General features: G+C 56.2%; 15 protein-coding genes. 9 read left to right on the top strand and 6 right to left on the bottom strand.

What is annotated here, in order from left to right:
• Positions 1 to 28 precede the first annotated feature (28 nt).
• The 5 genes from AC5JPW_RS08190 (at position 29) to AC5JPW_RS08170 (ending at position 5,666) form a co-directional block, all read left to right on the top strand.
• Positions 29 to 1,267, top strand: coding sequence for an MFS transporter (locus AC5JPW_RS08190; protein WP_494239457.1), 1,239 nt, complete (start codon positions 29 to 31; stop codon positions 1,265 to 1,267).
• A gap of 15 nt (positions 1,268 to 1,282) precedes the next feature.
• Positions 1,283 to 2,347 carry a sugar phosphate isomerase/epimerase family protein gene (locus tag AC5JPW_RS08185; protein ID WP_494239456.1) on the top strand — a complete coding sequence of 355 codons (1,065 nt, stop codon included), beginning with the start codon at positions 1,283 to 1,285 and terminating at the stop codon, positions 2,345 to 2,347.
• On the top strand, positions 2,344 to 3,492 hold the full coding sequence (locus tag AC5JPW_RS08180) for a Gfo/Idh/MocA family protein (protein WP_494239454.1): 1,149 nt from the start codon (positions 2,344 to 2,346) through the stop codon (positions 3,490 to 3,492). Before AC5JPW_RS08185 ends, AC5JPW_RS08180 begins: the two co-directional genes overlap by 4 nt.
• 124 nt (positions 3,493 to 3,616) lie before the next feature.
• Positions 3,617 to 4,597 (top strand): LacI family DNA-binding transcriptional regulator, encoded by a 981-nt coding sequence (locus AC5JPW_RS08175; RefSeq protein ID WP_494239452.1) that lies wholly within the window; start codon positions 3,617 to 3,619, stop codon positions 4,595 to 4,597.
• Between the two features lie 199 nt (positions 4,598 to 4,796).
• Positions 4,797 to 5,666 (top strand): DMT family transporter, encoded by an 870-nt coding sequence (locus tag AC5JPW_RS08170; RefSeq protein WP_494239450.1) that lies wholly within the window; start codon positions 4,797 to 4,799, stop codon positions 5,664 to 5,666.
• Between the two features lie 6 nt (positions 5,667 to 5,672).
• Here the strand turns inward: AC5JPW_RS08170 and AC5JPW_RS08165 are convergent, their stop codons facing one another.
• Positions 5,673 to 7,094 (bottom strand): MFS transporter, encoded by a 1,422-nt coding sequence (locus AC5JPW_RS08165; RefSeq protein ID WP_494239448.1) that lies wholly within the window; start codon positions 7,092 to 7,094, stop codon positions 5,673 to 5,675.
• A gap of 107 nt (positions 7,095 to 7,201) precedes the next feature.
• Between AC5JPW_RS08165 and AC5JPW_RS08160 the strand changes: the two genes are divergently transcribed.
• Positions 7,202 to 8,074, top strand: a complete 873-nt coding sequence (locus AC5JPW_RS08160) for a helix-turn-helix transcriptional regulator (RefSeq protein ID WP_494239447.1) — start codon at positions 7,202 to 7,204, stop codon at positions 8,072 to 8,074.
• Here the strand turns inward: AC5JPW_RS08160 and AC5JPW_RS08155 are convergent.
• From AC5JPW_RS08155 to AC5JPW_RS08145, 3 genes are all read right to left on the bottom strand, one after another.
• Positions 8,067 to 8,864: a PhzF family phenazine biosynthesis protein gene (locus AC5JPW_RS08155; RefSeq protein WP_494239446.1), complete on the bottom strand. Its 798-nt coding sequence runs from the start codon at positions 8,862 to 8,864 to the stop codon at positions 8,067 to 8,069. The two genes, AC5JPW_RS08160 and AC5JPW_RS08155, sit on opposite strands and share 8 nt — an antisense overlap.
• 71 nt (positions 8,865 to 8,935) lie before the next feature.
• Positions 8,936 to 9,304: an MmcQ/YjbR family DNA-binding protein gene (locus AC5JPW_RS08150; RefSeq protein WP_494239444.1), complete on the bottom strand. Its 369-nt coding sequence runs from the start codon at positions 9,302 to 9,304 to the stop codon at positions 8,936 to 8,938.
• The gene (locus tag AC5JPW_RS08145; RefSeq protein ID WP_494239443.1) at positions 9,294 to 9,884 is read right to left on the bottom strand and encodes a TetR/AcrR family transcriptional regulator; all 591 of its coding nucleotides are present in this window, start codon (positions 9,882 to 9,884) and stop codon (positions 9,294 to 9,296) included. The genes AC5JPW_RS08150 and AC5JPW_RS08145 overlap by 11 nt, the downstream gene beginning before the upstream one ends.
• A 195-nt stretch (positions 9,885 to 10,079) precedes the next feature.
• Here AC5JPW_RS08145 and AC5JPW_RS08140 point away from each other — a divergent pair, with 195 nt between their 5' ends.
• Positions 10,080 to 11,180, top strand: a complete 1,101-nt coding sequence (locus AC5JPW_RS08140) for an MBL fold metallo-hydrolase (RefSeq protein WP_494239441.1) — start codon at positions 10,080 to 10,082, stop codon at positions 11,178 to 11,180.
• Between the two features lie 33 nt (positions 11,181 to 11,213).
• Positions 11,214 to 11,555 carry a RamA family antibiotic efflux transcriptional regulator gene (locus AC5JPW_RS08135; protein ID WP_494239439.1) on the top strand — a complete coding sequence of 114 codons (342 nt, stop codon included), beginning with the start codon at positions 11,214 to 11,216 and terminating at the stop codon, positions 11,553 to 11,555.
• Positions 11,556 to 11,600: 45 nt separating this feature from the next.
• Here the strand turns inward: AC5JPW_RS08135 and AC5JPW_RS08130 are convergent, their stop codons facing one another.
• On the bottom strand, positions 11,601 to 13,757 hold the full coding sequence (locus AC5JPW_RS08130; protein ID WP_494239438.1) for a TonB-dependent siderophore receptor: 2,157 nt from the start codon (positions 13,755 to 13,757) through the stop codon (positions 11,601 to 11,603).
• 153 nt (positions 13,758 to 13,910) lie between these two features.
• Here AC5JPW_RS08130 and AC5JPW_RS08125 point away from each other — a divergent pair, with 153 nt between their 5' ends.
• Positions 13,911 to 15,503: an alpha/beta hydrolase-fold protein gene (locus tag AC5JPW_RS08125; protein WP_494239436.1), complete on the top strand. Its 1,593-nt coding sequence runs from the start codon at positions 13,911 to 13,913 to the stop codon at positions 15,501 to 15,503.
• Here the strand turns inward: AC5JPW_RS08125 and AC5JPW_RS08120 are convergent.
• Entirely contained in the window at positions 15,465 to 15,710 is a 246-nt protein-coding gene (locus AC5JPW_RS08120) for a DUF1158 domain-containing protein (protein ID WP_494239435.1), read from the bottom strand. The genes AC5JPW_RS08125 and AC5JPW_RS08120 overlap by 39 nt on opposite strands.
• Positions 15,711 to 15,716 lie beyond the last annotated feature (6 nt).

Here is a 15,716-nt window from a genome sequence, read left to right as displayed (position 1 = left end):
GATTACTTTTCAAGGGTGAGGCAAAAAAATGGTGTCAACAACCGAAAGTAGCGCAAGTCAGGTACAGCACCGACTGCTGGTTCCCCGGCTGTCGCTGATGATGTTTTTACAGTTCTTTATCTGGGGGAGCTGGTCGGTCACCTTAGGTCTGGTGATGACGCAGCACAACATGTCGCTGTTGATTGGCGATGCGTTCTCTGCGGGGCCGATCGCCTCTATTCTCTCACCGTTTGTGCTCGGCATGCTGGTTGACCGCTTCTTCGCCTCACAAAAAGTGATGGCGGTAATGCACCTGGCAGGGGCGGCTATTCTGCTCTTTGTGCCGCAGGCGCTGGTGGCTGAAAACGGCTCAATGCTGATTGCACTGCTGTTTGGCTACACGCTTTGCTACATGCCAACGCTGGCGCTGACCAACAACATTGCGTTCCACAGCCTGGCGAATATCGACAAAACCTTCCCGGTGGTGCGCGTGTTTGGCACCATCGGCTGGATTGTGGCGGGCATCTTTATCGGTGTCACCGGTATCTCGTCCAGCGTGACCATCTTCCAGGTCGCAGCCGCCTGTTCCGTACTGCTGGCGCTCTATAGCCTGACATTGCCCCATACGCCTGCGCCAGCAAAAGGGCAGCCAGTCGCACTGCGCGACCTGTTCTGTGCCGATGCTTTTGCGCTGCTGAAAACGCGCCACTTCTTCGTCTTCTCGCTGTGCGCGATGCTGATTTCAGTGCCGCTGGGCACCTATTACGCCTACACCGCTTCGTATCTGGCGGATGCCGGGGTGGCGGATGTCAGCACCGCGATGTCCTTCGGTCAGATGTCCGAAATCTTCTTTATGCTGGTCATTCCGCTGCTGTTCCGCCGTCTGGGCGTGAAGTACATGCTGCTGATTGGCATGCTCGCCTGGTTTGTGCGTTATGCCTTCTTTGCCCTTGGCGTGAGTGAAGAGGGGCGCTTCCTGCTCTACCTCGGCATTCTGCTGCACGGCGTCTGCTACGACTTCTTCTTCGTGGTGGGCTTTATCTACACCGACCGCGTGGCCGGGGAAAAGGTCAAAGGCCAGGCGCAGAGCATGATTGTGATGTTTACCTACGGTATCGGCATGCTGCTGGGCTCGCAGATTTCAGGTGCACTGTATAACCGCATTGTGGCAGGGCAGAGCGTACCGCAGGCGTGGGTCACTTTCTGGTGGATACCGGCCGTTGCGGCTGCCGTTATCGCGCTGATTTTCCTTTTCTCGTTCAAATATAAAGACAGTGAGCATGCATAAGTATTGGGAGATGCGATGAAAACCATTCAGGGGCCAGGCATTTTTCTGGCGCAATTTATCAGTGAGCAACCGCCGTTTAACTCGCTGGCCGGGCTGGCGGGCTGGGCTTCCGGACTGGGTTACAAGGCTCTGCAAATTCCCTGCAACCATCCGGCGATTTTTGACGTTGCCCGTGCGGCACAAAGCCAGGCCTATTGCGATGAAGTGACGGGGCTGTTGGCAGAACATGGGCTGGTGATTAGCGAGCTTTCGACACACCTGGAAGGGCAGTTGATTGCAGTGCACCCCGCCTACGATGAGGCCTTTGATGGGTTTGCACCCCAAGCCGTGCGCGGCAACCCGGCGGCGCGGCAGACGTGGGCGGTAGAGAAAGTCATGCAGGCTGCGGTGGCATCAAAAAACCTTGGCCTGAAAGCGCATGCCACTTTCTCGGGGGCGCTGGCCTGGCCTTATATGTACCCGTGGCCGCCGCACAATAAGCTGCTGCTTGACGAAGCCTTCGACGAACTGGCCCGCCGCTGGCTGCCGGTGCTGGATTGTTTTGATGAGCAGGGTGTGGATCTCTGTTTTGAGATCCACCCAGGCGAAGACCTGCATGACGGCGTCACCTTCGAGCGTTTCCTGGCGAAGGTCGACCATCATCCGCGCTGCAACATTCTGTATGACCCAAGCCACCTGCATTTGCAGCAGCTCGACTACCTGGCGTTTATCGATATTTATCATTCGCGCATCAAAGCGTTCCATGTGAAAGATGCCGAATACCGCGCCAGCGGGCGCAGCGGCGTTTATGGCGGTTATCAGAACTGGGGCGAGAGGCCGGGGCGTTTTCGTTCTCCGGGAGACGGGCAGATCGACTTTGGCGCCATCTTCAGCAAGCTCACCCAGTACGGTTATGCGGGCTGGGCGGTACTGGAGTGGGAATGCTGTCTGAAGTCGAGCGAAGTGGGTGCACGGGAAGGCTGCGAATTTATTCGTCGCCACATTATTCCTGTCTCCGCCCACGCGTTTGATGATTTTGCTGCCGGAACGGAAGACCGGGTGAGCGTGCGCAGGATGTTAGGTTTGGGAGATGTTGAATGATTCAGGTAGGTATTGTTGGCACCGGGTTTATTGGCCCGGCGCATATTGAGGCACTGCGTCGCCTGGGGTTTGTTGAGGTGGTGGCTTTGTGTGATGCGTCGCTGGCGGATGCCACGCAAAAAGCGCGCGCGTTGGGGGTTCCACACGCTTACGGCAGCGTGGAGGAGCTTCTCGCTCATCCGGGTTTGCAGGTGGTGCACAACTGTACGCCTAACCATCTGCATGCGGCGATTAACCGCCAGATCCTGCGTGCCGGAAAACATGTGTTTTCTGAAAAACCGCTGTGCATGACCTCCGATGAGGCCCGCGAGCTGGTGGCGCTGGCAGAAGAGGCGGGCGTGGTGCACGGCGTCAGCTTTGTCTATCGCCAGTTTGCGATGGTGCAGCAGGCGGCGAGCATGAATCGCAGCGGGAAAGTAGGGCGGCTGTTCTCCGTTTATGGCAGCTATTTGCAGGACTGGATGCAGCTTGAAACCGACTACAACTGGCGCGTGGATGCGGCGGTCGGTGGGGCTTCACGGGCAGTGGGGGACATCGGTTCGCACTGGTGCGATACCCTGCAATTTGTCACCGGGAAACGCATTACCCAGGTGATGGCCGACTTATCTATCGTCTGGCCGACCCGTAAAGTCAGTCCGTCTGCTGCGACTTTTTCGTCAGCGAAAGAGGGGGAGATCAGAGAAGACCGCCCGGTGACGACCGAAGATGCCGCCTCGGTATTGATTCGTTTTGAAGATGGGAGCAAGGGCTGCTTCAGCGTCTCGCAGGTGAGCGCCGGGCGAAAAAATCGCCTGAGTTTTGAGGTAAATGGTAGTGAGTGCTCACTGGGTTGGGATCAGGAAATCCCCCAGCAGCTGTGGGTTGGTCACCGCCAGCAGCCTAATCAAACCCTCACCGACGACCCGGGCCTGATGTCCCCGGACGTTGCCGGAAGCGCCCATTTCCCCGGCGGTCACATCGAAGGCTGGCCGGACGCCTTTAAGAACATGATGCTTAACTTCTACTCAGCGGTAAAAGCCGGGAAGATGCCTGCACGTGAAGAGGCTAAATTTGCCTCGTTCCACGACGGCGCAAACGTGATGTTTATTATTGATGCGATTTTGCAGAGTCATGCGCAGCAAAAGTGGGTGACGGTGGCGTACTGAGATTGTCGCGGCAGCGAGCACGTACGGTCCCCTCTCCCTGAATGGAGAGGGCGTCCACCGTGCATGCCTTCCGGCAATGTGATAGCCTGCTAACCAGACGCTAACCGCAGGAAATATCGACGTTATGTCCATTCAGAAAATCGCCAGACTGGCTGGCGTTTCCGTTGCCACGGTTTCACGAGTTCTCAACAACAGCGAATCCGTTAAAGAAAAAAACCGTGAACGCGTGCTGAAGGCCATCGCGGAAAGCAACTATCAACCTAACCTGATGGCGCGTCAGTTGCGCACAGCCCGTAGCTCCATGATCCTCGTGCTGGTATCGAATATCGCCAACCCCTTTTGTGCTGAAGTAGTGAAAGGCATCGAAGAAGAAGCCGAACAGAACGGTTTTCGTATTCTGCTCTGCAACACCGGCTCGGACATGGAACGCTCTCGCTCCGCGCTCAAACTGCTCTCCGGGAAAATTGTCGACGGCATTATCACCATGGATGCTTTTGCCCGCCTGCCGGAGCTGACCACCCTGATTGGCAATGCGCCCTGGGTGCAATGCGCGGAATATGCTGATGAAGGCGACGTTTCTTGCGTAGGTATCAATGATGTCGATGCCGCTCAATGTGTTATTGAGCATCTGCTGGCGCGCGGCTGCCAGCGCATAGCGCTCATCAACCACGATTTGAGTTACAAATATGCCCGCCTGCGCGAGCAGGGTTATACCAATGCGTTGCAGGAAAAACAGAGCACCTGGAAGATGGTGGAATACGCTCAGGATCTCAGCTTCAGCGCCGGGAAAGCAGCGATGGAAAACCTGCTACGCGCAGATGAACGCCCTGATGCGGTGTTTGCGGTGTCCGATACGCTGGCCGCCGGGGCGCTACTGGCTATCCACGAAGCCGGACTTGCCATGCCGCAAGACATCGCGGTTGTCGGGTTTGATGGCACGGAGCTGGCTGAGATGGTGACGCCACCGCTCAGCACGATACAACAGCCCTCACGGGAGATTGGCCGCCAGGCGGTAGGGTTGCTACTCAATAAAATCGACAACCCGGAAGCTCCAGCCGAAAGAATCATGATGGACTGGCAGTATATTTCTCGCGCCAGTGCGTAATCTACCCGTCATATTTCGGGCTGCAGGTGTGTTGGCTATACTCGTTCACCCCAGTCACTTATTGCAGTAAGCTCCTGAGGTTCACTCACTTGCCGCCTTCCTGCAACCCGAACTATTTAGGGTATATTGGGGTATTATTAGGCCGATAATTTTTTACCAGCGTTTTGCGCTGGTTTTTTTATGCTCAGGGAGCTCTGCCATGAACCGGCAACGACAAGCCGAACTCTTTCTCGTTTTAACCACACTGATTGCCGCCTGCGGATGGATTTTTTCCCGCGAGGCTATCTCCGGCATGCCGGTTTTTGCCTTTCTCGGGCTGCGCTTTTTAGGGGCGGCGCTGATATTACTGCCTTTTTGTCGCGGGCAGTTAATCCCACATACTCAGCTTCGTCAGGTGGTGACCAGTGGTTTCTGGATGGCGACCAACATGTGCCTGTGGATCTGGTCGGTCTCCACCACGCCATCGCTGGGCGAAGGGGCGTTTATCATGAGCCTCTCCATGCTGTTCGTACCGCTGGTGGCCTGGGTGATGATGGGCGCACGTCCGGCACGCGCTTACTGGGAATGTTTGCCGGTCGCCATTATAGGACTGGCGTTATTGAGCTTACACACCCCGATTGTGTTTCACCCCAGCCAGGGCTGGTTCCTGCTGACTGCCTTTGTTCAGTCCATCTCATTCTGCTACACCAGTCGTGTGGCGCGAGAAGTCCCGTTAATTCCCCTCACCACCGTGCAACTGGCGGTGACAGGCGCGGTGGGTGTGCTCTTCTCGCTATTGTTTGAACACTGGACTCAGCCTTTTACGGCCTCTACTGCGATGTGGCTGGTCGCCAGTATTTTCATCGCCACCAGCCTGCGTTTTGGCCTGCAAATTCAGGGGCAGAAATACGCCGCCGTTGCCAGCGCGGCGTTGATTATGGTGCTGGAGCCGTTGCTCACCGTTATTGCTGCCTCTATCTGGTACAGCGAACGCCTGCCGTTGCAAAAAATCCTTGGCGGTGTGCTGATCCTGTTAGCACAGCTGTGGTTCCGCTGGCGACTGGTGGCGAGGCTGCCCTCAAAGATCTGATGCCATTTAGTTCGCCGGGCAACGCGGTGCAAGCTGCTGTCGCGCGCCAATGGCCGCGACGGCAAGCAGCAGCATCATGACCGCTTCGGCAATCAAAATGCCTGCCAGCGCATCGCTGTAGTTCCCCTGCGTGCGGTTCAGCACGTACATAAACAATCCGCCCAGTAAAGCCGGACCGAGTCCCAATGTCGCCTGTTGCAGAGTGCTCAGAATCGCACTGCCTGCACCGGCGTCACCGGTGGTGATGTCGCGCATTCCAATGCGATAGAAGCTGTTGACGATCAGCGCCTGACCGTAGCCAATCAGCGCCGTCGACGGGGCCAGATTCCACGCATCCAGTTTTCCGTGCGTCAGCCAGAGGGTGGCGAGCAGCGCCATCAGTCCGCTCATCTGAATGGCAATCCCCCCAAGCAGGATAGTGCGTGTGCTGTGGTGGGCGATCAGTTTTGGCGCATACCAGGCGGAGGCGAAATAGGTCACGCCCAGCACCACAAAGCTGTTGCCGGACTGCCAGGGTGCCATACCCACACCTGCCTGAAGTGTGAGTGCCATACAGAACATAAAACCGGACCAGACCGTAAAGAACAGCAGGGCGATCAGCATGCCAAAACGAATGCTATGCAGCTTCAGCAGGCGCGGTGGCATCAGCGGGTGCTGACCGCGTTTTTCCTGACGTAATGCGCCCGCGCGCATCCACAAACCGAGCGGAATAATTGCCAGCAGTGCCGCCTGGCTCTGCCACGGCCAGTGCATTTCCGGGCCAAGGGCCAGCGGGAACAGCAGGCAGCATAAAATCAGCGCCAGCGCGAAGGTGCCCTGCCAGTCAATACGCGTCGGGGTGTCGTTGCGGGTTTCGGGCACATAGCGCGGGCTTAACGCCAGCACCAGCAGGCTAATCGGCACGTTGATGAAAAAGGCGTTGCGCCAGCCCAGTCCTGCAATATCGGCAGAGACCAGCCAGCCGCCGCCCATCTGGCCGATGATAAAGGCCACACCGCCGATGCCGCCATAAAGGCTGATGGCGCGGGCATGGTCCGGGCCTTTTAAGGTCACATGCAAGGTGGCGAGTATTTGCGGCATGATCAACGCCGCACTCATACCCTGTAGCGTGCGGGCAACCAGCAGCGCGGTGATAGAGTTCGCCAGCCCGCACAGCAGTGACGCCAGACCAAACAGCGCCACGCCCCACATAAAGAGTTTGCGCCGACCAAAGTTATCACCCAGCTTGCTGCCCATCGCCAGACAGACGGCAAATGCCACACCATAGAGTGCGACAATCAGCGCCAGTTGCGTGGTGGTGGTATGCAACGACAGGGTGATGGAGTCAAGGGCGACGTTGGTGATTGAGGTGTCAATCAGCGGCAACATCTGTCCGGTCAGCAGCAGTATCAGCGCTGCGCGACCGGATGAAACAGCAGACGTATTCATGGTTACTCCATTGCGTCATTCATCAGATGGACGTAGCATCGCTGATATGAAAAACGGGTACCAGTTCTTACTTATACTGGTACTGGCACTACCCTGCTGGAGGTGTTATGTCGGTGATGTCAGAGCGTGACCCTGTGCTGAGTATCCAGGATGAGAAGCGTAAACAACTCGGCGCATTTTTGCGCTCGCGCCGGGAAAGCCTGGATCCGCAGCGCCTCGGGCTGCCCCGAAGCGGTCGGCGGCGTACCCCTGGCTTGCGCCGTGAAGAGGTGGCACTGCTCGCCGATGTGGGGGTGACCTGGTACACCTGGCTTGAGCAGGGCAGGGATGTGAACCCGTCGGCCACCGTCATGCAGGCGATTGCCACGGCGCTGGAGTGTTCCGCAACCGAAACCCGTCACCTGTTTTTACTCGCGGGACTCACGCCTGCGGAGACTCTCGTCATTCCGCAGTGCGAAGGTATCAGTCCTGGTACGCGCAAAATGCTTGATAGCCTTCTGCCACAACCGGCCAGCATTCAGAAATCGAACTTTGATATTGTTGCCTGGAATGACGCCTTTTCGCGGATGATGGGCGTGGATTTTGATGCAATGCCGGAAGATGAGCGCAACTGTATTTATCTCTATCTGACTAATCCCACCTGGCGAAGCCGCATTGGCCGCCGCGAATCTGTATTGCCGACCTTTGTTGCCTATTTCCGTGCGGCAATGGCGGAACACCGGGGCGAACCGTTGTGGGAAGCCAAACTGGCGCGCTTTTGTGCCGTCTCCGATGAATTTGCTTCACTCTGGCATAAAAGATATGACGTGCGTGGGGTCGAAAATCAGGTGAAAACCTTTACTCACCCGGAGTTGGGGGAATTTTCACTGCAGCAAATGTACTGGTATTCTGCGCCGCGTAACGGCTCGCGCCTGCTGGTCTATTTACCGATAGATGAGCAGGGCGAGCAGGCGCTGTCGCGACTTGCAGAACTTAAATGAATAACGTTCCTGCAAGCACCGTATGCGCGTTGCCGGACAGCAGCACCCGGCCTGAATCGGTCAGTTCAATTTGCACGTCGCCACCACGGGCGGAGGCCTGCCAGGCGCAAAGTGAACGCTTACCCAAACGTTGTGCCCAGTACGTGGCGAGGGCACAATGGGCGGAACCGGTGACCGGATCTTCGTTCACGCCCACCCAGGGGGCGAAGTAGCGAGAAACAAAATCCCATCTGTCTTTGCCCGGTGCGGTCACGGCCACCCCACGGCCTGGCAGTGCGGCGAGCGCCTGGAAATCGGGCTTCAGACGTTCAATCAACTGGGCCTCTTCCACGACGATCATCTCTTTCGCCCCATATTTCCCGCAGGCCACTACCTCACTTTCGTGTATGCCCAGTGCCGCCAGAATGCGCGCATCCACAACATGGTGCATATCTGGTTGCGCCAGCGGGAAATCAAGTTCAATGACCTCTTCACGCGCGGTAGCGCTGAGCGGGCCGGAGAGGGTGGAAAATTCGATGCGCTCGCCCACATTCAACAGACCTGTCTGACGCAAAATATGGGCGGTGGCGAGGGTCGCATGACCGCAAAGATCGACTTCGGCAAGGGGCGTAAACCAGCGTAACTGATGATTATTCAGCGTCAGAAAAGCGGTTTCAGAAATGGCCATTTCAGCCGCAATCTTCTGCATTGTGGCGGAATCCAGGGCGTCGGGGGTGATACACACAGCGGCCGGATTACCGGAAAAAGGACCGTGACTAAAAGCATCAACCTGATAAATCGGCAATTCCACGTGTTCTACTCCTGTCAGTCATTGAACCGCTACGTTAACGCGTTTTAACGTTGACGAACAGGAGTGCCGATTCAGCGTGGTCGCAGGCGCTGCTGGTCTTTGCGGGAAAGGGTATCGACCACCAGATTACGTGAGTCGTTAATCAGGTCGGTCAGCAGGGCTTCACTGATATCGTCCCCGGCATACACCGAGATCCAGTGCTTTTTATTCATGTGATAACCCGGTTCGATACTGCGGTAAATCTGTTGATTGAGCAGGGATTTTTGCGGGTCAGACTTCAGATTCACCATTGGCCTGCCGTGGGCAGTGCTGGTTAGCATGAACATCTTGCCGCCCACTTTGAAGACATCCGCTTCCGGGCCAAAGGGCCAGCAGTGTTCGGTGAACGGCAGCTCCAGCGCAATGCGGTGGGCAAATGTCTGCAGGGTTTTACTGTCCACGAGGTTCCTCGTTGGTCAGTGCCCGCCACATGGCTTCAAAGCCCAGACGCTTGGTCTCTTTGGCCTTATTCGGATCGCGGCTGGCGTAATCCATGGTGGTTTCGGCGAGTGTCAGAAAAATGGCGTCGGCAAACGGGGAGAATTCTTCGGAGAGAAACTCTGGTGTGACGGAGCGATGACAAATCTCGTGCAGCTCCGGGAACATCTCCTGAACCTGCTGGCGCGTCTCGGGGGTGATTTTTTCACTTACTGAAATCTGGCGGATAGCATTGTGCCCGGTCGGGTGGCGAATACCCCAGTCGATATAGCTGTTCCAGATCGATTGCGTATGCACCTTAGGGTCGGTGACGGAGCGGTCCAGACCGTCGATCATGGTCCGGCAAAGATCGGATTTTAAGTGCAGATAGAGGGCATTGAGCAGATCGTCTTTGGTGGCAAAGTAGCGAAACAAGGTCCCTTCTGCGACACCCGCATTACGGGCAATGACCGCGGTGGAGGCAGCAATGCCAGTTTGGCCGATAGCGACGGCTGCTGCATCCAGTAATGCTTGTTTTTTGTCTTCACTCTTAGGACGAGCCACTACATTTTTCTCCTCTGGGTTTAAAAGCCACGATTGAAACATGCCCATTCCAGCGCTGCAACGTTGAATGTCAAACTTCGAAAATCATCTTGACGACTTTCTATTCATTTCTATAATGAGTGCTTACTCACTCATAATCAAGTTTAACTTACTTTCGGCGTTCCAACGGACAGGAACCGCTTTCGGGAAGGGAAGATGAAACGTCTTTTGCTTAGCGTGGTTCTTATTATGCTCGTTGTGTCAGCCGCCAGTTTGCCCTTTGTTCTAAACGCCGGATTTGGTCAGCCACCGCAGGGTGAACAACGCACCCGCGTAGAACAGTCACCGCACTACCGTGACGGTGAATTTCAGAATCAACTCCCCACACCCAACTATACCGGGCAGAAAAATATGCTCGTGGCAATGTGGGATTTTCTGGTCACCCGCCGGGAAAATGCACGCCCACAACAGCCTCTGCCGTTGGTGAACACCGATCTGGCAAGCTTGCCTCTTGAGCAGGATACCGTGGTGTGGCTGGGGCACTCGTCCTGGTACATGCAACTGGCCGGAAAACGCATTCTGATTGACCCGGTGCTGAGCAACTACGCCGCACCGTTCTCCTTCCTGAACAAGGCTTTTGCCGGGGAGTATCCGTGGACGGCGCAGTCGATGCCGGAGATTGATCTGCTGATTATCTCTCACGACCACTATGACCATCTGGATTACGCCACCATCAAAGCGTTAATGCCCAAAATTAAACGGGTGATCACTCCGCTGGGGGTAGGCTCGCATCTGCGCTACTGGGGCATGAACCCGGACATCATTCAGGAAGCCGACTGGCAGCAGAAAATCAGTGTGGCAGACGGATTTGACGTGCACGTGCTACCGGCGCGGCACTTCTCCGGTCGCGGTCTCAAGCGCAACCAGACGTTGTGGGCCAGTTTTATGTTCGTGACCCCTGAGCGCAAGCTCTATTACAGCGGCGACACCGGTTACGGGCCGCATTTCAAAGCGATTGGTGAGCAATTTGGCAAGGTGGATTTGGCCATTCTGGAAAACGGCCAGTACGACGAGGACTGGAAGTACATCCACATGATGCCTGAGGAGGCGGCGCTGGCGGCAGAGGAGCTTCATGCTCAGGCAATTTTGCCGGGCCACGCCGGACGTTTTGTGCTGGCAAAGCACACCTGGAACGATCCTTATAAGCGACTGGCGGCAGCAAGTCAGGGTAAAGGGTATCGATTGTTGACTCCCACGCTGGGCGAGCCGGTTCTGGCGGCAGACAGTGCACAAGGCTTCCGGGCCTGGTGGGAATAACGGTTTATTTCGAAGAGCAGAGGGGAGCGTAACATGACTATTTCCGCTCAGGTTATCGACACCATCGTCGGGTGGATCGACGATAATTTGCACCAACCATTACGGATTGACGATATTGCCCGCTATTCGGGCTACTCAAAATGGCATCTGCAACGGCTATTTTTGCAGTACAAAGGGGAGAGTCTGGGGCGCTATATCCGCGAGCGTAAGCTCTCAATGGCGGCTCAGGATTTATTGAACACCGATCAAAAGGTCTACGATATTTGCCTGAAATATGGCTTTGATTCCCAGCAGACCTTTACGCGTATCTTTACCCGAACGTTCCATCAGCCGCCGGGCGCGTACCGCAAAGAGAACCACCCGCCAACGCATTGATAAAAAAACCGGCTGTCACCCAGCCGGTTTTTTTTCTGCCTGATATTACCAGGAATAGTTCACGGTAGCGGTCAGAGTACGGCCCACGCCATAGAAGCAGGCCGTATCGCTGGCGCAAGACGCCACATACTTGGTGTTCGCCAGGTTATTGACGTTGAACTGCACGGTTGCCCCTTTCAGGTTGCCGTTCAGCTCACCAAGATCGTACCCCAGCATTGCGTCATACAAATCCACCGACGCCACTTTGAAGGTGTTTTTCGCATCGCCATAGCTGGTGCCAATGTAACGCATCCCCACGCCAGCGGTCAGGCTCTTGAGCGGGCCAGAGGGCAGGGTGTAGCTGGTAAACGCAGAAGCCATATGCGTTGGGATACGTTGCGGGGTTTTGCCTTTCACGCCCGCCACCGTGGTGCTGGTGACTTCGGCATCGGTGTAGGTATAAGACGCAATAATGTTCCAGCTATCCCATAGGGTTGAGTGAATTTCTGCTTCCACCCCTTTTGAGCGAATCTCACCCGCATTTTCAAACCAGCCTTCCGTACTGTTATAGGTCGGCACGTTGGTCTGGCGCAGATCGTACGCAGCAACCGACATCAGCGTGTTGTCCATCGGCTGGTACTTCAGGCCCACTTCCGTCTGCTTACCGGTGGTTGGTGCAAACGGTGCGACGCCCGGTGCACGGTTGGTTTGCAGGTTCGGCTCAAACGAGGTGCTGTAGCTGATGTACGGCGACAGGCCGAAATCGAAGGCGTAGAGCAACCCGGTGCGCCAGGTGAATTTGCTGTCATTTTGCTGAACGGTATCGCCGGAAGCCGTAAAGTCGGTGGTGCGCACTTCTGACCAGTCATAGCGGCCGGACAGCAGCAGTTCCCAGTTATTCCAGCTCATCTGATCCTGCAGATAGACACCCATCTGGTCCAGATTCTGCTGCTCATTGGTCAGCGTCGCGAAAGTGCTTTCATCGACGCTCACGCCATAGGTTGGCTTCGTCCAGTCGAAATCATACTGCGTGCCGGAACCGCGCTGCAGCAGTTGCTTATCCTTACTCTGCTTATAGTCCAGGCCGCCCAGGACGGTGTGGTTGACATCGGCGGTTGCGAACTGTGCTTCGAGCTGGTTATCCAGGCCGAGTTCGTTAGTGGTACGTTCTTCGTGCTGCGCGCGGCGGGTGAGCACAGTGCTGTTTGCGGCACTGTTTGCGTACACCAGGTAGCGATATTTCTGCTTGATGGTGGCGTAGCGGGCGTTCTGGCGGAAGGTGAAGACATCGTTCAGTTGATGCTCAAACTCATAGCCAATCATGGTCTGCTCACGCCAGGACTGATCGTAGTCCGGATCGCTCACGTTCATGTTCCACGGCAGATACTTGCCGTTGGCGCTCACCACCGTGCCGTAGTACGGCAGGAAGTTACGGTATCCCGCATCCGGATCTTTTTGGTAGCTGGTCAGCAGGGTGAAACGGGTCTGATCGTTCGGATACCAGGTGATCGCCGGGGCAATCGCCATACGGGTCTCTTTATAATCGCTTATCTGATTATTCTGGGTACGCGCGATCCCATTAAGACGGTACAGCACGCGCCCGTCATCGCTGAGCTTGCCACCAAAATCAAACGCCCCTTCTGCCAGGTCGTTATTGCCGGCGCGGAACTGCACGCTATGGATCGATTCGCTGGTCGGGCGTTTGCTGGTCATGCTGATAAGGCCACCAGGGTTAACCTGGCCGAAGAGCACCGAGGCCGGGCCACGTACCAGTTCGACACGCTCCAGCAGCCATGGATCGACGGTGCCGGTTTGCGAAGAGGCGGTCGCACCGAAGCTCAGGCCATCAAGGAATTTGGGCACGTAGCTGAATCCACGAACGAACACTTCATCGTTACGGTTGGACGCGCCACGGTACTCTGTGAAGGTACCAGCGGTATAACGCAGCGCCTGCGATACTGAGGTCACATCCAGCGCTTTCATCTGATCGCGGGTGATCACCGAAACCGATTGTGGCGTTTTCACCAAGTCTGCGGAGGTCTTGGTCGCCGACAGGGTTTTGGTGGCGACAATCCCTTTGACTGGCGCGGTCGGATCTTCCGCCGCACCCGCCGTGACGATCAGGGTCTCTTCGCCGCCGGTTTTCGCAAGCGCTGGAGAGCTTGCTCCTGTAACGGCCAGACTCAGCAGCCAGAGCTGCATTATTTTGTTCTTTTTAAACATTATTTTTATATTCCCGTTGTTGTTACTTGCCATACTGATCCCCCAAAATCTGCCCAGAGACAGCGGGGAACCCTCATTAACGGCGCAAATGATATTGCAAATTATTACCATTTGCATTAGCGTCGATAACAATTTTATGGGGAGTAAAAATCAATGAAGATGGCATGGGGTGGGTTATTGGTTGGGGTCAGTGCAATGTCTGCAATGGCCGCACCCTGTGAGTCGTCATCCGTTCAGGGTGAGCAGCAGGGAAAATTCGATGCCAGCGGTGAAGTCTGTTTCCAGTTGCCAATACTCAGCGAAAACTATGTCCAGGCGACCCTGAAAGGGGTCACGGACGCACATCTTCTCGACGGGCAAAATCGCCGCCTGCGTGCCTTGCTGGAAGGGGGGCCGTCTGACGGTGAGCAGTCGTTGCTTTTCTCGCTGCCGGTAAAGCAAGCCTCCTCGCTGGTGCTCCACGGCCAGGAAGGTGTGCGCTGGTCCTTTAGCTGGCGGATGAAAGAGACAGAGCCGCTGTCCCGCGCTCTGGTGATTGATCCCGTCAGTCCAACCTTGCAACGCCTGGCTAAAGAACTGGCGGCGGGCGGCACCACGGATGCATTCTGGGCTTTGCGCCAGCAAAGTGGCTCGCCACTGGTGGAACCGGTGGACGCAACCCATAAGCGTGTCACTTTCCTCTGGCGCGGTGCTCGCAGTAACGTCTTTATTCTCGGCTCCCCGGCAGGCGATCACGATCCGCTGTTTAAACTGGCGCATTCGGATGTCTGGTTTCGCAGCTATGTGGTTCCCGCAGACACGCGGATGCAGTACAAGCTGGCACCGGACGTGCCAAAAATCGACGGGTCACCAAGAGAGCAACGTCGCGCCATTCTGGTGAGCGCCCAGGCCGATCCGCTCAATACTCTGACCATGAGCAGCCAGTGGGCCGATCGCTGGAACCGCTCCTCGTTACTCGACTTAGGCCCGACCCGCTACTTCTCCACCGAGGCGATGGCCCAGCCCATTCGTCATGGCTCGCTTACCCGTAAATCGTTGTACAGCGAACGCCTGGGCAACAGTCGGGAAATCATTATTTATCGCCCGCACAGCGGCCAGCCTGCGCGCTGGACGCTGTTCCTGTTCGACGGGCAAATCTGGCAGGACGATTACCACACGGCCAATGTGCTGGATGGACTTATCGCCCGTCACCAGTTGCCGCCGGTAAATATTGTCTTTATTGACAGCCTTGACCATGCCCGCCGTTCGCGAGAGTTGCCACCCAATGCCGATTTCGCCGATTTTATGGCTCACGACCTGCTTCCCTGGCTGCGTCAGCATGGGATTACCGTGCCGCGCAATAAAGCGATTGTCGCAGGGGCCAGTTACGGTGGCCTTGCGTCGTCCTGGGTCGCGCTGCGTTACCCGCGTCTGTTCGGCAATGTGTTGAGTCTTTCTGGCTCTTACTGGTGGGCACCGAAAGGTGAAAAAGCAGGCTGGTTGACCCGGCAGTACGCACAGGCACCACGTTACCCGGTACGCTTCTGGGTACAGGCCGGACGCTTTGAATCTCAGGGACCTGATGGCGGTATTTATCGTAACAGCGTTGAGTTTGACAGCACGCTACGCGAGAAAGGCTACAGTACCCGCTTCCATTCATGGTCGAGCGGGCATGATTATGCTGCCTGGGTTGAGGCGTTGGTACATGGGCTAAGAGATATGACCGGCCTACGCCAGCGAGAACCAACGACGCCAGACAAAGCGTAAAACATAAAACTCCACTGCGCCGAGCAGCAGGAACCACAGGCAAAACAGCACGGTGTAAAGCTGGTTTAAATCCTGAAAATGAAAGGTGTCCATCAGCTTTTGCGCCAGTACTAATCCCAGGGAGGGGGCCGGCAGCAGCAGGACGGAGACAAAGGCCATGCCCAGAATACCGGCAGCGGAGATTACAGTTTCGAGTGGATGCTTCATAACAGT

The organism is Phytobacter sp. (genome assembly GCF_059074235.1).
This window is presented reverse-complemented; position numbering and strand designations above follow the sequence as displayed.

Bases quoted from the DNA above. Each gene is read 5' to 3' on its own strand.
- AC5JPW_RS08190 (WP_494239457.1), top strand. From the start codon at position 29: ATGGTGTCAACAACCGAAAGTAGCGCAAGTCAGGTACAGCACCGACTG.
- AC5JPW_RS08185 (WP_494239456.1), top strand. From the start codon at position 1,283: ATGAAAACCATTCAGGGGCCAGGCATTTTTCTGGCGCAATTTATCAGT.
- AC5JPW_RS08180 (WP_494239454.1), top strand. From the start codon at position 2,344: ATGATTCAGGTAGGTATTGTTGGCACCGGGTTTATTGGCCCGGCGCAT.
- AC5JPW_RS08175 (WP_494239452.1), top strand. From the start codon at position 3,617: ATGTCCATTCAGAAAATCGCCAGACTGGCTGGCGTTTCCGTTGCCACG.
- AC5JPW_RS08170 (WP_494239450.1), top strand. From the start codon at position 4,797: ATGAACCGGCAACGACAAGCCGAACTCTTTCTCGTTTTAACCACACTG.
- AC5JPW_RS08165 (WP_494239448.1), bottom strand. From the start codon at position 7,094: ATGAATACGTCTGCTGTTTCATCCGGTCGCGCAGCGCTGATACTGCTG.
- AC5JPW_RS08160 (WP_494239447.1), top strand. From the start codon at position 7,202: ATGTCGGTGATGTCAGAGCGTGACCCTGTGCTGAGTATCCAGGATGAG.
- AC5JPW_RS08140 (WP_494239441.1), top strand. From the start codon at position 10,080: ATGAAACGTCTTTTGCTTAGCGTGGTTCTTATTATGCTCGTTGTGTCA.
- AC5JPW_RS08135 (WP_494239439.1), top strand. From the start codon at position 11,214: ATGACTATTTCCGCTCAGGTTATCGACACCATCGTCGGGTGGATCGAC.
- AC5JPW_RS08130 (WP_494239438.1), bottom strand. From the start codon at position 13,757: ATGTTTAAAAAGAACAAAATAATGCAGCTCTGGCTGCTGAGTCTGGCC.
- AC5JPW_RS08125 (WP_494239436.1), top strand. From the start codon at position 13,911: ATGAAGATGGCATGGGGTGGGTTATTGGTTGGGGTCAGTGCAATGTCT.
- AC5JPW_RS08120 (WP_494239435.1), bottom strand. From the start codon at position 15,710: ATGAAGCATCCACTCGAAACTGTAATCTCCGCTGCCGGTATTCTGGGC.